The organism is Puia sp., from assembly GCF_035546395.1.
Classification (GTDB): Bacteria; Bacteroidota; Bacteroidia; order Chitinophagales; family Chitinophagaceae; genus Puia.
Genome location: NZ_DASZXR010000016.1, coordinates 786,740 through 803,201, shown reverse-complemented (window position 1 = coordinate 803,201; position 16,462 = coordinate 786,740). Strand labels below are relative to the sequence as shown.

16 protein-coding genes are annotated in these 16,462 nt (G+C 56.9%); 3 read left to right on the top strand and 13 right to left on the bottom strand.

What is annotated here, in order from left to right; translation table 11 throughout:
- Positions 1 to 106: 106 nt before the first annotated feature.
- The gene (locus VHE34_RS24495) at positions 107 to 889 is read left to right on the top strand and encodes a carboxypeptidase-like regulatory domain-containing protein (RefSeq protein ID WP_325592856.1); all 783 of its coding nucleotides are present in this window, start codon (positions 107 to 109) and stop codon (positions 887 to 889) included.
- Here the strand turns inward: VHE34_RS24495 and VHE34_RS24490 are convergent.
- From VHE34_RS24490 to VHE34_RS24470, 5 genes are all read right to left on the bottom strand, one after another.
- A complete protein-coding gene (locus VHE34_RS24490; protein ID WP_325592855.1) occupies positions 840 to 1,739 on the bottom strand; it encodes an OmpA family protein in 900 nt (299 codons plus the stop codon). The two genes, VHE34_RS24495 and VHE34_RS24490, sit on opposite strands and share 50 nt — an antisense overlap.
- A 49-nt stretch (positions 1,740 to 1,788) precedes the next feature.
- Positions 1,789 to 2,346, bottom strand: a complete 558-nt coding sequence (locus tag VHE34_RS24485; protein ID WP_325592853.1) for a dihydrofolate reductase family protein — start codon at positions 2,344 to 2,346, stop codon at positions 1,789 to 1,791.
- A gap of 79 nt (positions 2,347 to 2,425) precedes the next feature.
- A complete protein-coding gene (locus VHE34_RS24480; RefSeq protein WP_325592851.1) occupies positions 2,426 to 3,217 on the bottom strand; it encodes a helix-turn-helix transcriptional regulator in 792 nt (263 codons plus the stop codon).
- 23 nt (positions 3,218 to 3,240) lie between these two features.
- A complete protein-coding gene (locus tag VHE34_RS24475) occupies positions 3,241 to 4,521 on the bottom strand; it encodes an RNA polymerase sigma factor (RefSeq protein WP_325592849.1) in 1,281 nt (426 codons plus the stop codon).
- Between the two features lie 15 nt (positions 4,522 to 4,536).
- Positions 4,537 to 4,896 (bottom strand): YciI family protein, encoded by a 360-nt coding sequence (locus VHE34_RS24470; protein WP_325592847.1) that lies wholly within the window; start codon positions 4,894 to 4,896, stop codon positions 4,537 to 4,539.
- A gap of 85 nt (positions 4,897 to 4,981) precedes the next feature.
- Between VHE34_RS24470 and VHE34_RS24465 the strand changes: the two genes are divergently transcribed.
- Complete coding sequence (locus tag VHE34_RS24465) at positions 4,982 to 5,728, top strand: START domain-containing protein (protein WP_325592845.1); 747 nt, start codon at positions 4,982 to 4,984, stop codon at positions 5,726 to 5,728.
- Positions 5,729 to 5,796: 68 nt separating this feature from the next.
- Here the strand turns inward: VHE34_RS24465 and VHE34_RS24460 are convergent, their stop codons facing one another.
- Both VHE34_RS24460 and VHE34_RS24455 read right to left on the bottom strand, forming a co-directional pair.
- Positions 5,797 to 6,852, bottom strand: a complete 1,056-nt coding sequence (locus VHE34_RS24460; protein WP_325592843.1) for a winged helix DNA-binding domain-containing protein — start codon at positions 6,850 to 6,852, stop codon at positions 5,797 to 5,799.
- Positions 6,849 to 7,133, bottom strand: coding sequence for a hypothetical protein (locus VHE34_RS24455; protein WP_325592841.1), 285 nt, complete (start codon positions 7,131 to 7,133; stop codon positions 6,849 to 6,851). Before VHE34_RS24455 ends, VHE34_RS24460 begins: the two co-directional genes overlap by 4 nt.
- A 26-nt stretch (positions 7,134 to 7,159) precedes the next feature.
- Here VHE34_RS24455 and VHE34_RS24450 point away from each other — a divergent pair, with 26 nt between their 5' ends.
- Positions 7,160 to 9,106 carry a KUP/HAK/KT family potassium transporter gene (locus VHE34_RS24450; RefSeq protein WP_325592839.1) on the top strand — a complete coding sequence of 649 codons (1,947 nt, stop codon included), beginning with the start codon at positions 7,160 to 7,162 and terminating at the stop codon, positions 9,104 to 9,106.
- Between the two features lie 10 nt (positions 9,107 to 9,116).
- Here the strand turns inward: VHE34_RS24450 and VHE34_RS24445 are convergent, their stop codons facing one another.
- From VHE34_RS24445 to VHE34_RS24420, 6 genes are all read right to left on the bottom strand, one after another.
- Positions 9,117 to 10,376, bottom strand: a complete 1,260-nt coding sequence (locus VHE34_RS24445; RefSeq protein ID WP_325592837.1) for a hypothetical protein — start codon at positions 10,374 to 10,376, stop codon at positions 9,117 to 9,119.
- A gap of 7 nt (positions 10,377 to 10,383) precedes the next feature.
- The gene (locus tag VHE34_RS24440; RefSeq protein ID WP_325592835.1) at positions 10,384 to 11,703 is read right to left on the bottom strand and encodes an OmpA family protein; all 1,320 of its coding nucleotides are present in this window, start codon (positions 11,701 to 11,703) and stop codon (positions 10,384 to 10,386) included.
- Between the two features lie 17 nt (positions 11,704 to 11,720).
- Entirely contained in the window at positions 11,721 to 12,311 is a 591-nt protein-coding gene (locus tag VHE34_RS24435) for a hypothetical protein (RefSeq protein ID WP_325592833.1), read from the bottom strand.
- Positions 12,308 to 13,705 carry an IPT/TIG domain-containing protein gene (locus tag VHE34_RS24430; protein WP_325592831.1) on the bottom strand — a complete coding sequence of 466 codons (1,398 nt, stop codon included), beginning with the start codon at positions 13,703 to 13,705 and terminating at the stop codon, positions 12,308 to 12,310. Before VHE34_RS24430 ends, VHE34_RS24435 begins: the two co-directional genes overlap by 4 nt.
- A 70-nt stretch (positions 13,706 to 13,775) precedes the next feature.
- Positions 13,776 to 14,426: a response regulator transcription factor gene (locus tag VHE34_RS24425; RefSeq protein ID WP_325592829.1), complete on the bottom strand. Its 651-nt coding sequence runs from the start codon at positions 14,424 to 14,426 to the stop codon at positions 13,776 to 13,778.
- 44 nt (positions 14,427 to 14,470) lie between these two features.
- On the bottom strand, positions 14,471 to 16,462 hold the full coding sequence (locus VHE34_RS24420) for a tetratricopeptide repeat protein (RefSeq protein WP_325592827.1): 1,992 nt from the start codon (positions 16,460 to 16,462) through the stop codon (positions 14,471 to 14,473).

The window sequence follows — 16,462 nt, the reverse complement described above, 5'->3', positions numbered from 1 at the left end:
TAATTAATCCTTACTAACCCGAAAAACAAAGCCCGTGGCTAGCCGCCGCGGGTTTTTTGTGCGAATTATCCTAACTTCAATATCTCATTGTTATTAACTACCTCTTATGAAACGAATGACCCCCTGGCTCACCCTCCTGTTTCCCCTTGCGGCATTGTCCCAACAGCAATCGCAACCAGCCCATCAGCTCCGCCTCAGCGGCAAGATCCGAACCCGCAGCGCCAATGAGATCGTCGCGGGAGTCACGATCAGCAACCGAAGCCTCGGCATCCATAACCTCTCCGACCTCGGCGGCAATTATCGCATCAACGCCCGGCCAGGCGACACCCTCGTCCTGTCTTCGGCTGGCTATCATTCCGATTCCATCGTCGTCAGCTCTTCCATGCTCGCCGCAGAGACCACCCTCTACCTCCGCGAGAACGTCGTCACCCTGCCCTCGGTCAAGGTCACCGAGACCGCCTACCAGCATGACTCTGCACAGCGCCGCGAAGAATACGCCTGGCTCCTCAACAGGAATCACCCGGTAAAGCTTTGGAATGAAAAACGCCAGGGAGACGCCCCCGGTTTCAGCTTCAGCCCCATCGGCTATTTTTCAAAGGACGAGGTACGCAAACGGCAGCTGAAAGCTCGTCTCGAAAAACAAGAAAGGGATTATTATATCGACTCCAAATTCCCCCGCGCCCGCATCGCCATCCTCACCGGTCTCAAAGGAGATTCGCTCGACACCTTCATGGTCCGCTATCGCCCTTCATACGCCGTCTGCCGGGCCATGACCGGCGAAGACATGCTGCTATATATCAACGATAAAATGGTGCTTTTCCGGAAACAACCCAAAATTGCTAGTTCCCCGTCGCGGTATCCGCATCGCTCTTCCGCTCCAAAAGCCTGATCAGCGGTTCCAGCTGCGGCTGGATAATTATCCTCGTCCTCCGGTTGGCCGCCCGCCCTTCCGGGGTATCCGCAGGCGCCATCCCCGCATATTCGCTCCGGCCGGCAGCGGTCATCCGCAACGGCGAAACAGAATAGTCGGTTTGCAGCATCCGCACCACGGACGTCGCCCGTTTGACGCTCAAGTCCCAGTCATCGACCAGCACCTCCTGCGGATGCACGACGCTCTCCGTGTGGGCGAGGACCGTGATCTCCACATCGGGTTGGTCATTCAGCACTCGCGCCAGCCGTCCGATCACCGCCTTTGCCTTATCGTCGATTGTATAGCGGTTGCTGTCGCTGTCAAACAGCAATTTTTCGGACAACTCGACCGACACCACCCCCTTGTCCAGTTTGATCGCGACGTCCTCTCCAAAGCCGCCGATCGCCGCCTTCAACTCCACCAGGATAGCGAAATTCGCCGAATCGCGATGCGAGATGGCAGCGCGAAGCTGCTGGATATAGATGTCTTTGGAACCGATATTTTCCAGGCTTCGCTTGATACTCTCCGCTTGCGAGCTGCTGAGGGCCGAAAGCTCCGTCAGCTGCTTCCGCAACAGGGCGTTGTTCTCCTGCGTAGCGGTAAGCAACCCGTTCAGATTGGTCATCTGCGTCTGGATCTCCGTCTTTTGCCGGGTAAGCGTAGCATTGGCGTCCTGCGTGGTCTTCAGGGTGCGCATCGTCTGATTGTAGAGAGAGTCGTTATTCTTAGCCTGGGCCTCCATGGCCCTATAGGTACCGGTAGTGACACAGCTGCCAAAAAGGGTAGGGGCGGCAAAAAGAACAACGAGGTAAGTTGAGACACGTCGCATAAAAGGGTTTATGATTCGGCCCCAAATTAATACATATTCTCGTTTTTTGCTAACTCCCGACCGTATAAACAAGCCGCAATACGCCATGCTCGAGGGGCTCGCACCGCTCCATCCGCAGACCCATCCCCGGCAAACCCTCTTCGAAATATCGCTTGCCGCCGCCCATCACAAAAGGATGCACCAGCAGCCGCACCTCATCCACCAGGCCGGCACGCATCAGCGAATTAGCCAGCCTGCCGCTGCCCTCGATCCTGATCTCGCCATTTCCTTCCTCCTTCAACCGGCTGACGGTCTCCTCCACCTTTTCGCGGATGATCGTCGTGTGGGCCCAGGCCGCCGACCCAAGTCCCGCCGAGACCACATATTTTGGAGAATGGTTCAGCTTTCCGGCAACGCCATCCATCTCCCCATCGGCCAGCGCCGACCAATAAGGCATCAACATCTCATAGGTGACCCGGCCCATCAGCAGCACATCCGACCCCATCACCGAGTCGCGGATCGCCGCCTGCCGGCTTTTACTGTCAAAAGGAAAGAACCACTGGGGCATAAGTGAGGCATCAAAGACGCCGTCCAGCGTCATCCAGGCGGAAGCAACAAGTTTGCGCATAAATTTTTGATTTTATAGGCGCAAATTACCCCGCCCGCCAGGCGATAAATAGAACAAAACCGACAATCTCCACCGCCACTCAACGCGTACCTCCGGGTTCCAAAGCCACCCCCGCCAAAAACGCCGCTGTGCGCTCAATATATTCGGTCGGCGTCAAACCCGTAAACTCCCGGAAAGCCCTGATCAGATGGCTCTGATCCGCATACCCATTGTCATAAGCGACATCACTAAGCCGTAAAAAATTCCCGATACTGAGTTGCCGGAACGCAGCCTGGAACTGGCAAACCCGGCTATACCCCTTCGGCGACAACCCCACGTGTTCGGCAAACAACCGCTGCAGGCTCCGCTCCGTCATCCGCAACTCCTCCTGCAACCATCGCATCGCCAACATCCCGTTCCCACCCGCGATCAGCTGCGCCGCATAACCCGCTATCCTGTTCCCCTCTCGTGCAACGGCGCAAAGCCGTATCAAAAATGCTTCCATCAATCGCACCCGCTCATTCGCCGTGACCGCTCCATCCAATCGCTCCCGCAACCCCATCTCTCTCACAAGCGGCAAATGATCCAAATCTACCCCCAGATCCGTCGCCTCATCCGCGCGTATCCCAAACAAGGGGCCCAGCCCATGCGGCTTCAGGAACCACGCCACCAGCGTCAGATGTCCTTCCGCCTTCACGACCATCGGCGCCACATTCTGACCATACAACAACAGCCGCGTACCCGGGCCTGAAGATTGGTAAACGATCGACGGCATCGCCTTCGCCACCAGCGGAACGTCCCATTCTCCCAGCAGCCGGTCTACCTGTAACACCGTAATGCTGCTCACCACATCCGCCAGCACCGGCGGCGGCAAAAATTCCTGCAAGATCATGGTCAAAGATAGCCAAACACACCCTATATCCTCCTCCGGCATCCCTCCAACTTCTCCCCAATCACCACCTTCTCCGCCTCCGTCCCCGCCAGCTCCAGCGCGCGCTCAAAATGCTCCACCGCCCGGCGATCGTCCACCTCGCTATACAGCTCCCCAAGCAAACTATGATAGAAAAGATTCCCCTCCAACCCAAGCCCCTCCGCCTCCGGAATAGCCTTCTGCTTCCCATAAACCCGCGAGAACGCAAACGCCCGGTTCAACGCCGCGATCGGCGAGTACTCCAGGATCAATAACCGGTTATAGAAAAGCAGGATATTTTCCCATTTCTCCGGGCTGTCCCCGGGATTCGTATGCCACCATGCGATCGCCGCTTCAAAATGGTAGCGCGAAAGCAGACCCCGCCCGCAGGCCTGATCCATAAATACGTTGCCCCGGCTGATCAGCTCCTGGTCCCACCGGGTGCTGTCTTGCTGTTCATACAAGACCAGCCCTCCGGTCTCATTTATTCGCGCATCGAACCGCGATGCCTGGAAACACATCAGCGCAAGCAGTGAATACACATCCGCCCTCGCCATACCCGTATTCTGCGTCAGTAAAAAACAAAGCCGCATCGCCTCCCAGCAAAGATCCTTCCGCAAAACTTTCGACGGGCTCATCGAATAGTAACCTTCGTTAAACAGCAGGTACAGGGTCAGCAAAACCGCATCCAATCGCGCGTCCAGTTCGGCGCTTGCAGGCATCCCCAGCACCACTCCCTCCTCCCGCAGCCGCTCCTTCCCCCGGTAAAGCCGCTTGTTGATATTCGCCTTGGTCGTCAGCAGCGCCTGGGCGATCTCATCGATCGTAAATCCGCAAAGCACCCGCAAGGCCAGTGAAACCTGCGCCTCCACCGGTATCGAAGGATGACAAACGGCAAACAACATCCGAAGCTGACTGTCACTGATCCCGCCCGGAGAAAAATCCCAGTCCGCCGCAGCACCGGCTTCCACGGGGTCGCCGCTGATCCCCGCAACCTTATCGCCCTCCCCTTGCGGATCCCGTCGCAACTCCCCCTGCACCCGCCGGACCACCCGTTCATGCTTCAACCCATTCAGGGCATTATTCTTCGCCACCTTATACAACCAGGCCACGGGATTGTCGGGAACCCCCTTCAACCCCCAGGTCTCTGCCGCAGCCAGGAAAGTTTCAGAGACGATGTCCTCCGCCGCATCCATCTGGTCAATGCCAAATCGCCTGCAGAGGAGGGACACCATCTTGCTGTATTCCTGTCGGTATAGTTGCGGTATCAGTTCGCGGTTATCCATTCAGGTGACTAAAACCTATTCATTGTTGTCCGGCGCTACCAGGGGCCGAACCTCCACCTTCCCACCCTCCGCAAAAAGTATCGGACACCCCTTGGCCATCTCGGCCGCCTCATCGCCCGTCTCGGCCCGGACAATGACATACCCGTTGATGAACTCCTTTACTTCGGTATAGGGCCCATCGGAAACGACTCCCCCATGCCCGACCCATTTCGATCCTTTTACCCCAAGCCGGTTGCCGTTGCTTACCAGCCGGTCCTTCGCGGCAATGCCGCCCATCCAGTTCATCCAGCTCGTCATCCGTTGCTGCATCTCGGCAGGCGACACGGGCGCCTGGGGACCGTTCTCTACCCGGAAGACCAATGCAAACTCTTTCATAATAAATGTATTTTGATTAATAATACTATCTAGACAATCCGGCATTTCCCGTTAGGACAAAAGATAGGATCAAATTTATTTATTTTTGCCACTAAACCTTCCGGCCTCCGGATTGTTCAAGCATCAGATGCCCATCTCGCTGACCTACCACCCACTCCGGCCTCGCCGGCGCTGCCATTCGCGCCTGTTCCCCCGTCTTGTCCTTCCATTTGTCGCACTATTCCTCTTCACCCGCACCGCCTCCGCCCAACCCAATTGGGAACTCCGCACCGAAAAAAAGGACATCAAAGTCTACACCCGAACCTTCCCCGACAGCAAATACAAGGCCATTAAAGTGGAGTTGATCCTGAAGACCACCCTCTCCCGCCTCGTCACCGTTCTACTCGATATAAAGACCGCCCCCGATTGGGTATACGCCACAAAATCAGCCATCCTGCTCAAACAGGTCTCACCCTCCGAACTGATCTATTACTCGGAAGTGCGCCTCCCCTGGCCCATGAGCAACCGCGACTTTATCGCCCACCTCATCACCACCCAGGATCCCCGCACCCGTATCGTCACCATCTTGGGCCCGACCATGAACGATTATGTCCCGGAAAAAAAGGATATCGTCCGCGTAAGACGCTCAGAGGGCAAATGGATACTTACACCCATCGACAGGGATCATATCCGGGTGGAATATACGCTTCGAACGGACCCCGGTGGCGATATCCCCGCCTGGCTGTTTAATTTGTTCGTAACAAAAGGTCCCCTCGAATCCTTCGAACACCTGAAGACCCAGCTCACCAAACCCGAATACAACGACGGCCGCCTGCCCTTCATCGTCGATTAGCCGCAGTCGCAGACCAGGCCACGGGCTTGGTGACCGAAGGCCCGACAAACATCATTTGCGACAAGGGCTTACTTTTCCGATAAGCCCGAAGTCGCAAACGCCTCAAATCGTCGCACTTCCTTCTTCACCCCCTGCTCCGTCGCCTTGTTCCATTTATCCAAAGGCGACGCCTCCACCACCACTTTCCCCTTCTCCACCCGCCGCTTCCACATCCCCGCAACCCGTCCCCGAACCAACACCACCGGCTTCAACCCATGAAAGGTCTGTTTCACATGCTCCGCCGGTACGATCTCTCCGCGATCCTTATACCCCACCGCATATTCATCATACGCCGGCAATAACACCACCTCCTTCATCCCGCCCGGCCCAACATTCCCGCCCCGCCAATACTCCACCTCCCCCACACGCACCCGCTCCAACTCCTTCCCCACTATCTCCAGCCCCCGTCTCGCCTGTCCCAGCGTCATTCCGCCCCACCACGCAAGATCAGCCTCCGTCGCCGGGCCCCGGCTCATAAAATATCTCCGCGTCAACTCCGCCAACGCGGCATCCCCGTCCAGGCACACCTGCACAGGCGCCCGCTCCCGAAGCAACGCATAAGTAAATTGTTTGCCCTTTCGCGGCCCGCTGCAGATCAGCCCATCCAACTCCGCATCCATCAGCAGGAAATTCATCCGGATCTCGCTCGTGTCTATCTTCGCGGCCCGCAACAACGCCGCCAACTCCATCCGCGTCAGTGCGATCCCTCCCTCCATCCCCCGAATCATCACCTTTTTACTGCGCTTAAGAATGGCCGCATCGATCCCCAATTTCCGGTGATAAGGCAGACAAAAATTCTTGACCCGGGAGGCCGTCAGTCGCAACATCCACCCGACGTCCGCGGGCAACACAAAATGCCAGGTAGGCCGCAACACATGCGTTCGAAGCAATCGCCCCTCATTAAATGCCGTATCAATTTCCATTTCAGTTAACCCGCACCGCATTCCAACCGCCCACTTCGCCTGTCCAAAATCCTGCGCTTGCATACACCCCATCCACGCCAGCAAAGACTCCGCATCCGCAAACCGCACATCCGCCATCCCCTGGCTCCGCATCCTCGCCGCTAAAAGGTCCGCCGCCTTCATAAACCAACCGATTTTTCCAGTTCGATAATCGCACCCCGCAAAAATGCCACATACGCCTCCGGCACCTCCAACGCGGCAAACCGCCCGCCCGCCATATCTCCACGCGCGTCACTCCATGAAAAGAACTTCTCCCCGATCCACGCCGCCAAACCCACCGGGCTGCCGTTCAGCCCATAAGCCAGCGTCTGCGGCTTCGTCGTCCGGACCATGTTAAAAGCCCCCTCGGCAATATTTAAAGCAAACCTAACGGAGGATACTGACAACAGTATGTCAGTTGCCAAAACCTATTTTTCCGTTAATTTTAGGTATGCATCCCAGCTTAAAACGGGCCAGCACGGCCGGCTTTCTTATCGCCCTCGGCATTATCTATGGAGATATCGGCACCTCACCGCTCTATACCCTCCAAACTATCTTCAACGAGTGCGGCGTCATCGACAGAGCGCTGGTATTCGGGGCCATCTCCTGTATCTTCTGGACTCTCACCCTGCAGACCACCTTTAAATACGTGCTGATCACCATCAGGGCCGATAACCACGGGGAAGGCGGCGTCTTCTCCCTCTATGCCCTGGTCCACCGCTATGGCAAATGGCTCGTATACCCCGCCATCATCGGCGCCGGCACCCTGCTGGCGGACGGCATCATCACTCCACCCATCACCGTTACCTCCGCCATCGAAGGACTGAACATGGTCCCAAAGCTCGCTGCGCATATCATCCCCGGGAACAACCTGGTACTGGAGATCGTACTGGTGATCCTCCTGCTGCTCTTCATCTTCCAGCGCTTCGGCACAAAGGTCGTCGGCGGCTCCTTCGGCCCCATCATGTTCATCTGGTTCAGCATGCTCGCTTTCGCCGGCATCCGCCAGGTGATCCAATACCCCGGGATCTTTGCTGCGCTTAACCCCATCTACGGCATCCGCCTGCTCACGGAACATCCCCATGGCTTCTGGTTGCTGGGCAGCATCTTCCTTTGCACCACCGGGGCGGAGGCCCTTTACTCCGATCTCGGCCATTGTGGCCGCCCCAACATCTACGTCAGCTGGACCTTCGTCAAAATAGCCCTCGTCCTCAACTACCTCGGCCAGGGCGCCTGGGCTCTCCTCCGCAACAAACCGGGCCTCGAAGGGCTCAACCCCTTCTTTGCCATCGTCCCCGATAAATTCCTCCTCGTCAGCATCATCGTGGCCACCATTGCCTCCATCATCGCCAGCCAGGCCTTGATCAGCGGCTCTTTCACCCTCATCAGCGAAGCCATCAGCCTCGGCTTCTGGCCTCGCGTCGAAGTCAAATATCCAACGGATGTCCGCGGACAAATTTATATCCCATCCATCAATTGGATCTTATTCACCGGCTGCGCCCTCATCGTCATTTATTTCAGGTCCAGCGAGGCCATGACGGCCGCCTATGGATTCTCCATCACCGTGGCCATGCTCATGACCACCATCCTGGTGTACTACTTCCTCCGGTACAAGCAGAAATGGCCCTTCTGGATCGTGGGCGCCATCATCACCGTATTTGCGATGGTAGAGACCTCCTTCTTCATCGCCAACGCCGTCAAACTGCTCAAACGTCTCTTCTTCCTCGTCTTCGAGCTAGGTCTCATCGGCACGATGTATGTCTGGTTCAACGCCCGTAAGATCACCATCCGCCTCCTCAAATTCACCAGCGTCATGCCCCTGCTGCCTGACCTGGAGAAGCTCAGCCACGACACTTCCATTCCAAAATATTCAAAACATCTCGTCTACCTTACCCGCGCCTCGACACACGAAATAGAAACGCGGATCATCGATTCTATCTTCGACAATCCGCCCAAACGAGCCGATATCTACTGGCTCCTTAACTACGAACGCGTCGACGACCCCTATACCCTCGAATACGACGTCGAGTCCCTCGTCCCCGAAAAGGTCATCCGCGTCAATATACATCTTGGCTTCCGCGTCCAGCCCCGCATCGGCATCATGCTCCGAAAAATTGCCGAGGGAATGGTCGCCACCGGTGAGATCCCCTTCTGCGGCCGCACCAAGGACTTCAAATTTGTCATCCTCGAACGATTCCTGTCTTACGACAACGAGTTCTCCACCCGGGATAATTTCATTCTCAACGCCTATTTCAGCCTCCTCCGCCTCGCACGCTCCGACAGCCGCGCCTACGGCATCGACTCCGACCAGGCCGTCATCGAGAAGGTCCCCCTCGTCGTCACGCCCGTCAGCAAGATCACAATGAAACGCATCGAACGGCCCCGCCAGGCGCCGTAGGCGCCGGGCCCTATTGGCAATTCGGCATTGTATTCATCAACTGGTAATATATCCGCCCCTTCTCCGCGTGCGCCCGCGCCAGGTTCGTTCCCGCACCCGGATACTGCCGGTCTATCGCCTGCATTCTCGACAGAGCATCCTGCAGTGTCCGTATCTGATCTTGTAGACAATTGATGTTATTTCCAAGTGAGGCGGCCCGATCCGGATATTTCGCCATCTCTGCCCGCGTTCCGCAGATCCGCTGCTGTGCCTCAAGAATGCTCAACTGGCAATTGTCCTCCGGATCATCGAGGGAAAGCATCGCCCGCTGCGCCGCCGTATCGTTATACATATTCCCGCCCTGTACCCTCCGCATGATCTCCGCATGCTTATCATTCATCGCCTTCTTAAAATTCACCACCGCCATCTTCTCCGCCGCACATTCGCCCGTAGCCCGCCCGGCCTCGGCATCGTTCTTCTGCTGCTCACGCACGATCTCCTCCTGCTGCTTCCGTTGAAACCGGTCTTCCAATACCTGGAACTCACCCGGATTGAAACAGGCATGCACATTATAGATATCGCTTATCCGAACAAAACTGTTCGTAAACTCCAGCTCCATGACCAGGTAAAGCCCCTCCTGGCAAAACAGGTAGCCGACCCCAAAGGCACCGATATATTTCACGGCATGCAGCTGCGCCGGGAATCGCGACCCATACATATACCAGGTGGTTGTCCCTCCATCATACTTGTAGGCCTGCGCCGTGATCCGCCCTCCACAATAGCTGCGATTCACCGCTTTTCGCACCAATGCACCCGCCGACCCGGCGCCCTGCCGCTCCGGCGACTGGTACAGGTAAGTCTGCGTATTACCCGTAGACACCCAATGCTCGACGCCGTTCTTCCCCTTCTGGTTCTTATATTGGTAGATGTTTCCTTTCATGCTCATCACCGTAAAGCTGAAATGCTCCAGTTCGGGCAGGATATCGGCCCCACCGCCGAGCGCAGGCGGCAGGATCCCGGTGAGCCCCTTTTCCACATCGAGATACGTGGTTTGCTCCAATTGTCGCCCCCCAACCTGCATCTTCAGATCGATCTCCTTCGAAAAACAAAACTCCATCCCCCGGGGTACGATGACGATCGGCTGACTCCGGCCGGTAAGCACGGGAGCCCGCATGATCTCCGGAAGCCCCCCCGCCCCGAAATTCAACGTATCGCGATGACGCCGCGGGTCCTGCGCCCGCGACGTCATGCCCGCAAAAGCGAACAAAAACAAAAAAAGTATTTTCCTCATAATCAAATTATAGTTTTACAAATTCCACCCGGCGATTCTTCGCCTTCCCCGCCTCGGTGTCATTGGACGCCACCGGCTGCGTCATGCCCTTGCCATCCGACTGCAGGCGAGACCCGTCAATGCCATGCGACACCATATAGTTCTTCACCGCCGCCGCGCGCCGCTGCGACAGATCCAGGTTATGCGCCGCCGTCCCATCACTATCCGTATGACCCGTAATCTGCACCCGCACCGCGGCATTCGCCTTCAAACCATCCACCAACGCATCGATCACAGGGTAGGAGGCGGCCTTGATCACGTCGCTATTCACGTCAAACAGAATGTCGTTCGTCGTGGCCTTGCCCTCCTCCATCAATTGTTTCACCAACAGGCTCCGCGCATCGGTCTCCGCCGATGCGATCCGGATATTCCCCACCAGCACATCCAGCTGCGGCGCCGGCACCATCGACATACTCGCGACATAGAAATTATTGCGCATCCCCGGCGTCAGCGCCCGCGGGAGATCTATCAACTTTACCTGGTCCGCATACACCCGGATCCTTGTCTTGTTAATGGCCATATCGATGTGCAACACCTTCCCCGCATACGACACGAGAGGAAAATCATTCTTGTTCCCCACCACATCCCGCAGACCATACTCCAGCGTATGTCCGTCATTCTCCGCATACCGGCCGATCCCCACGAAGAACTTATCCTTATACGCGATGTCCTCCTTCAAAAGGTCCGACACCGCGGTCAACCCAAACTGAATGGTCGGCACCACCTGGTCCCCCTGCGCCTGCAAAAACAAGTCGAAACTGACCGTCGAATTCTCCGGCAACGGCTTATTCAACACGGGATTTACAATGGAATTCAGCGCAATATCCAGCCACTTTCCATTCTGTCCCCCCACATTCACCAGCTTCCCACTCCCATTCGTATTCCACTGCGCCGGGAAATCCCCCAGCGCATCCTTGTCAAAGTGCTCGTCCATCAACACCGTCGCGCCCGGAACAAAATCGCCGTATGCCGTCACAACCGCCGGCCCGGCCGAAACATTCGCCGGCTGCTGCCCAGCCGGCGCCATCGCAGCACCAGGCGCCGCCGCCGCGCCCGTACTCGCATCCACCGGCGCCGCAGGCGCCGGATCGTCCTTCTTCCTCTTTTTAAATAACCCCCCAAGCACCCTCCCGGCCCTATTCACCCCCGAATCCACACCCCCACTGATGGTCTGATCCATCCGATCCCCCACCTTCTGCTTGGTCGTCGCCTTCGCACGCTCCCCCAATGTCTGCGCATCCGCAGCAAACACCAAAAACAATCCCAAAAACAAACACATGACTTTCATAAAACGGTTTTTAATGGTTAGTGTGCCGGCGGCGCAACAAAAAGCGCCGTCGAATAATTATTGCCCTCACTCGACTCCTTCGTATTATTATAGAAGTCCGCCAACACGATCACATAGAATTTCCGGCCCTTCGTCACATCATCATATTGGACGTCATAGGTAAGACTCCCATTCCACACAGCGCCGCCATTCACCACCGGCAGCTTTGGCTCGGCCGCAGCAGGCGTCCATGGCCCCAGCACCGAATGGTTAGGATCGTTCGCCATCGTCGGCAATTGCGCCGGCGCCTTGAACTCGCCCCCGCTCTGCATGTGATAATAGGCCTTCATCACCGAGATACTGCTCGTCGGCTGCCCCCCGCGATTGGCCACCTCCAAACCCACGGTTACGTGATAACATCCGCAACCGGCATCCCTGGTCACCCCCGCCAGGCTGATCCGCGAAATATAGATATCCGCCGGCGCCAACCCGGCCGGATGCGGATTCGGCAACGCCGGCTTCCCCGCCTGTGAAGGATCAAGCCGCGGCGTCACCGGGCGCACCGTCTGCGCAAACAGCCCCGTCGCAAGCATCCAGCCCGCTACGGTAAATGCGATCTTAAACATCATTGTAGAGTTATTTTGAGAATGACTTGTTGAGCGCGGTCGGCGAGATACAATGCCCCGCTATTGTCCATCAACATCGGACCCGGCGACCAGATGATGCTGTTGTAACCTCTCATCTGGTCGGAAGGGGTGGTCACCATCCCATCTTGCCCGACGCGGCGGATAAGTGTCATATTACCATTAGGCCCAAGCTCGGTGAAATCCGTGACATAGATAGTACCCGTGCCATCCGCGGTCAGCCCGCCGATAGCAGAGAACTGGGCGTCCTCGCCATAACCATCTACCATCCCGGAAGCATGTGGATTGCCGGCGAGGGGCCGCATTTGCCCACCAGGCAGGATATAGCCAATTACTCCGGAATTCACATAGACCTCACGCGAGGACGAGATCAGGATCCCGGTGGCACCCGTCGATGGCACAGTCGTCACATTGCCTGCCATGTCTATCTTCCGCCGTTTCGAACCTACGTACACATACAAATAGGTTCCGTCAAAGGTTATCGATTGCGGACGCTCGAAGGTGGCGGCGGTACCCCGTCCATCTACGGACCCCGCCTGCCCGCTACCTGCCAGCGTCGTCACCACCCCGTTAGGAGCGATCTTCCGGATTCGGTTATTGTAGGTATCGGCGACATAGACATTCCCGGCATTGTCACAGGCGACACCTCCCGGATAATAGAATTTGGCGGCTGCTCCCTGCCCGTCCGCATAGCCCTGTCCCCCTCCGCCGGCCAGCGTAGTCACTTCCCCAAAGGAATTCACCTTTCGGATACTGTTATTCTCCTGGTCAGCGACAATAAAATTTCCTGCGGGATCCTTGCACATCCCCGTCGGAGAATGGAACCGGGCGACCCCGCCACTGCCATTCGCATCTCCCTTCACACCCGAAGCCCCGGCAAACGTCGTAAACCGCGCCGCCCAGTCATAGATAAAATAGCCACCCGACGACCACTTCCCCTTCACCCCAACCGTGATCGGCCCGCTGCCACACCGGTCCGGAACGACACACTGGATCTGGTTATCGCTCATCGCCGTAACGATCGCCGCCACCCCATTGACCTTTACCTGTACATCGGACTGCACTGACCCAAACTTCGTCCCGCTGATGGTAATAGCCGTCGCCCGCGGCCCCTCCGAAGGGATGACTCCCGTGATCGTCTGCTCGCCCTGGATCAACCCCGGGGGATGTGCCAACACCGGTGGCAACACCAACTTTCGGGTCATGCCCGGAGCAAGCTTGATACTGGTTAAATTGGGTTTGCCCATAGCGGCCGGCTTGACCGTCGGGTTGGCAGCGATCTTCCCCTGTGGGGTCCTGGCTGCATTGGCAGGTATCTGCGCCGTCGAAGCCAACGCTAGCAGAACCGCAAAGGCTGATAGTAGGAATGTCTTTTTCATGGTACCCTAAAGTACCCGATCACCCCGGCGGCTGCAACTACATCATCGTGTAGGCCTCGCCGCAAAACAGTCAAAATAAAAGAGATATGAATTTGCCCCGCAGCCCCTTGGACACCGCTTCCGTAGCGGAATGGACATGCAACTTGTCGTAGATATTCTTAATATGGAACCGCACCGTATCCACACTCACCCCCACCTCCGCCGCAATCATCTTATAGCTGAACCCCCGCGCCAGCAACTGCAAGATCTGCACCTCCCGCTGCGATAACTCAGCCCGCTCCTCCGCAGAAGTCCCCTTCGCTGCCGGCACCATCTGCAACACCTTCCGCGCCACCACCCCCGTCATCGGCGCCCCGCCACTGATCACATTCCGTATCGCCGCCCCCAACTCCTCCGTCGCACATCGCTTCAGGATATACCCCGACGCCCCCGCACAGACAGCGTTAAAGATATTCTCATTATCATCAAACACGGTCAGCATGATCACCGGCAATACCCCATCCACCTTCCGTATCCGCTTCACCGCCGCCACCCCATCCACCGCAGGCATATCGATATCCATCAACACCACATCCGGCTTCAACTCGCGCACATCCGTCTCAACCGTCTCTGCATTGGACATCGCCGCGATCAGCTGGAACGCTTCCTCCTCCCGGATCAGCGTCTCCATACTCTGGCGCAGCGCCTCATTGTCGTCATATATCAGAATGCGTACAGGCATAGTGTCTCAATTTACTGCCCTAACACGAACCGGCCACTACATCATCATGTAGCCATCGGCATCTCCACCACAACCCGTGTCCCCTTTCCAGGTGAACTCTCCACCCGGCATTCCCCATCCAACGCCGCCGACCTCGTCCTCATATTATGCAACCCATTCCCCGACCGCCGGTCACTCACCTCAAATCCAACTCCATCATCCACCACCTCCAACACCACCCGCTCCCCACACCGCCGGAACGACACCTCCAACCGCGTACACCCCGCATACTTTGCGGCATTGTTCACCGCCTCCTTAAATATCAGCAGCAGGTCCTTCCGCTGCTGCATGGAAAAACTATGTCCAAGCAGCTCCTCATCCGCCTCGAACCGGATATCGATATCCTTCGCCTCCAGCGTCTGCGCCAGATACTCCCGCATCCTCACCATCATATTCTCTATCTTGTCATTGTCGCTCTTTATCGCCCAGACGATATCACTCATGCTCTGCTGCATCTGCCGCGACTGATCCGTTATCTTCTCCAACAGCGAAAAAGCCCGCGACTGATCTTTATCCAACGAATTGCGGCTCACCTGCGACAGGATATGTATCGATGTCAGCGTCGACCCCAGCTCATCATGGAGATCCCGCGCAATATGGTTACGCATGTCCAGCAAAGCCGCCTGCTGCTGCAACTTCTTCTTTAGCTGGTACCGGTTGAAAAAACCCACCGCGATAAGCCCTAATACCACCACCCCACCGATCAAAAGGTTCCGGCCCTGTTTCTGCTGCTCCAGCTGCCGTTCCCCCAATTCCCTTTCTGCCTTCGCCAATCGCAGTTCCTGCTCCTGGGCGCGGATCTCCTCGTCCTTCTTCTCCGTTTCATATTTCGTCTGCATCTCGGCGATATTCCGCTTCGTCTCCTCTCCCGCAAGGCTGTCCTTGTAAGAATAGTACTTCTTCAGGTTCTCGTAAGCCCGGAAATAATCTTTCCGGTCCTTGTAAAAAAGAGTCCGATAGAGGAAAAGGTCCCGCAGGTTCATTTTGTCGTTGATCGCCCGCGAAACCCGCTCGCACAGCTCGAAATAACCAACTGCTCCCACAGAATCCTTCAATACTCCCGACAGCGCCGCAGCCGCGATATACCGCCTCGCAAGCATACCCGAGTCCCCCGTCTCCCGACATAAGGCGATGGTCTTCTTTTCGTACTCCAGCGCCTCCGCATTCTTACCCTGCCGGTTCAACAACAAAGACATGCTCGTAAAACTTTGCGCCAGCCGCAGCTTCAAACCGCTGGCTTCGGCATATTTCAAACCCAGCCGCTGGTAATAGACGGCCTGGTCCATGCTGTCCGCTTGTAAATAGATTTGCGAAAGATTGTTGCACGAAAGGGCAAGGACATCCATGTCCCGGCCGCGTTCCCGGATCGCCAGCGCCCGGCGGCCAAAGCGGATCGCATCGGCCCGGTTTCCCAGCTCCAGGCTACTGCTCGATAAATTGCTGAGCGTCTCGGCCATGCCCGTGGAATCCCGCACCCGGTCATAAATACGCATGGCCAACAGATACCAGCCCCTTGCCGAATCCAACGCCCCCTTGCTGGCATAGACATAGCCGAGATCGTTATAGACACCGGCAGTCGCTGCAGACTGCTCCCGTTCGAAATAAAGACTCAGCGCCCGCCGCAGGTTGCTCAACGCCTCCTCTTTCTTATTTGTCCCGATCGCCCATTGTCCAAGCCCGTAGTATCCGCGGGCGATCAGCTCGCTGTCCTTTAGCGTCAGCCCAAGCCGCAGGCCGACCGAGTCGCATCGTTTCATCTCGGCCCATCCCTCCCGCCGGTACTCGATATCGCCCAACGCAAAGAAGGCCGCCGCCTCGCCCCGCAAAAAACGCTTCGCCCGGCTCATCCCGATCGCGCGAAGACAAACCGCTGCAGCCGAATCCAGTTGGGACCGGTTCTTATAAACCTCGGCATCGCCCAATAATTGGAGAATGGACACGGAATCCCTCGTCCGGATAGGCTGGGCGAAGGTGGGTGAGAACAATAGTAAGAACAT

Coding starts and splice junctions, on each gene's coding strand:
- VHE34_RS24495 (WP_325592856.1), top strand. CDS start 107: ATGAAACGAATGACCCCCTGGCTCACCCTCCTGTTTCCCCTTGCGGCA.
- VHE34_RS24490 (WP_325592855.1), bottom strand. CDS start 1,739: ATGCGACGTGTCTCAACTTACCTCGTTGTTCTTTTTGCCGCCCCTACC.
- VHE34_RS24435 (WP_325592833.1), bottom strand. CDS start 12,311: ATGATGTTTAAGATCGCATTTACCGTAGCGGGCTGGATGCTTGCGACG.
- VHE34_RS24485 (WP_325592853.1), bottom strand. CDS start 2,346: ATGCGCAAACTTGTTGCTTCCGCCTGGATGACGCTGGACGGCGTCTTT.
- VHE34_RS24425 (WP_325592829.1), bottom strand. CDS start 14,426: ATGCCTGTACGCATTCTGATATATGACGACAATGAGGCGCTGCGCCAG.
- VHE34_RS24420 (WP_325592827.1), bottom strand. CDS start 16,462: ATGTTCTTACTATTGTTCTCACCCACCTTCGCCCAGCCTATCCGGACG.
- VHE34_RS24480 (WP_325592851.1), bottom strand. CDS start 3,217: ATGATCTTGCAGGAATTTTTGCCGCCGCCGGTGCTGGCGGATGTGGTG.
- VHE34_RS24470 (WP_325592847.1), bottom strand. CDS start 4,896: ATGAAAGAGTTTGCATTGGTCTTCCGGGTAGAGAACGGTCCCCAGGCG.
- VHE34_RS24460 (WP_325592843.1), bottom strand. CDS start 6,852: ATGAAGGCGGCGGACCTTTTAGCGGCGAGGATGCGGAGCCAGGGGATG.
- VHE34_RS24440 (WP_325592835.1), bottom strand. CDS start 11,703: ATGAAAGTCATGTGTTTGTTTTTGGGATTGTTTTTGGTGTTTGCTGCG.
- VHE34_RS24430 (WP_325592831.1), bottom strand. CDS start 13,705: ATGAAAAAGACATTCCTACTATCAGCCTTTGCGGTTCTGCTAGCGTTG.
- VHE34_RS24445 (WP_325592837.1), bottom strand. CDS start 10,376: ATGAGGAAAATACTTTTTTTGTTTTTGTTCGCTTTTGCGGGCATGACG.
- VHE34_RS24475 (WP_325592849.1), bottom strand. CDS start 4,521: ATGGATAACCGCGAACTGATACCGCAACTATACCGACAGGAATACAGC.
- VHE34_RS24450 (WP_325592839.1), top strand. CDS start 7,160: ATGCATCCCAGCTTAAAACGGGCCAGCACGGCCGGCTTTCTTATCGCC.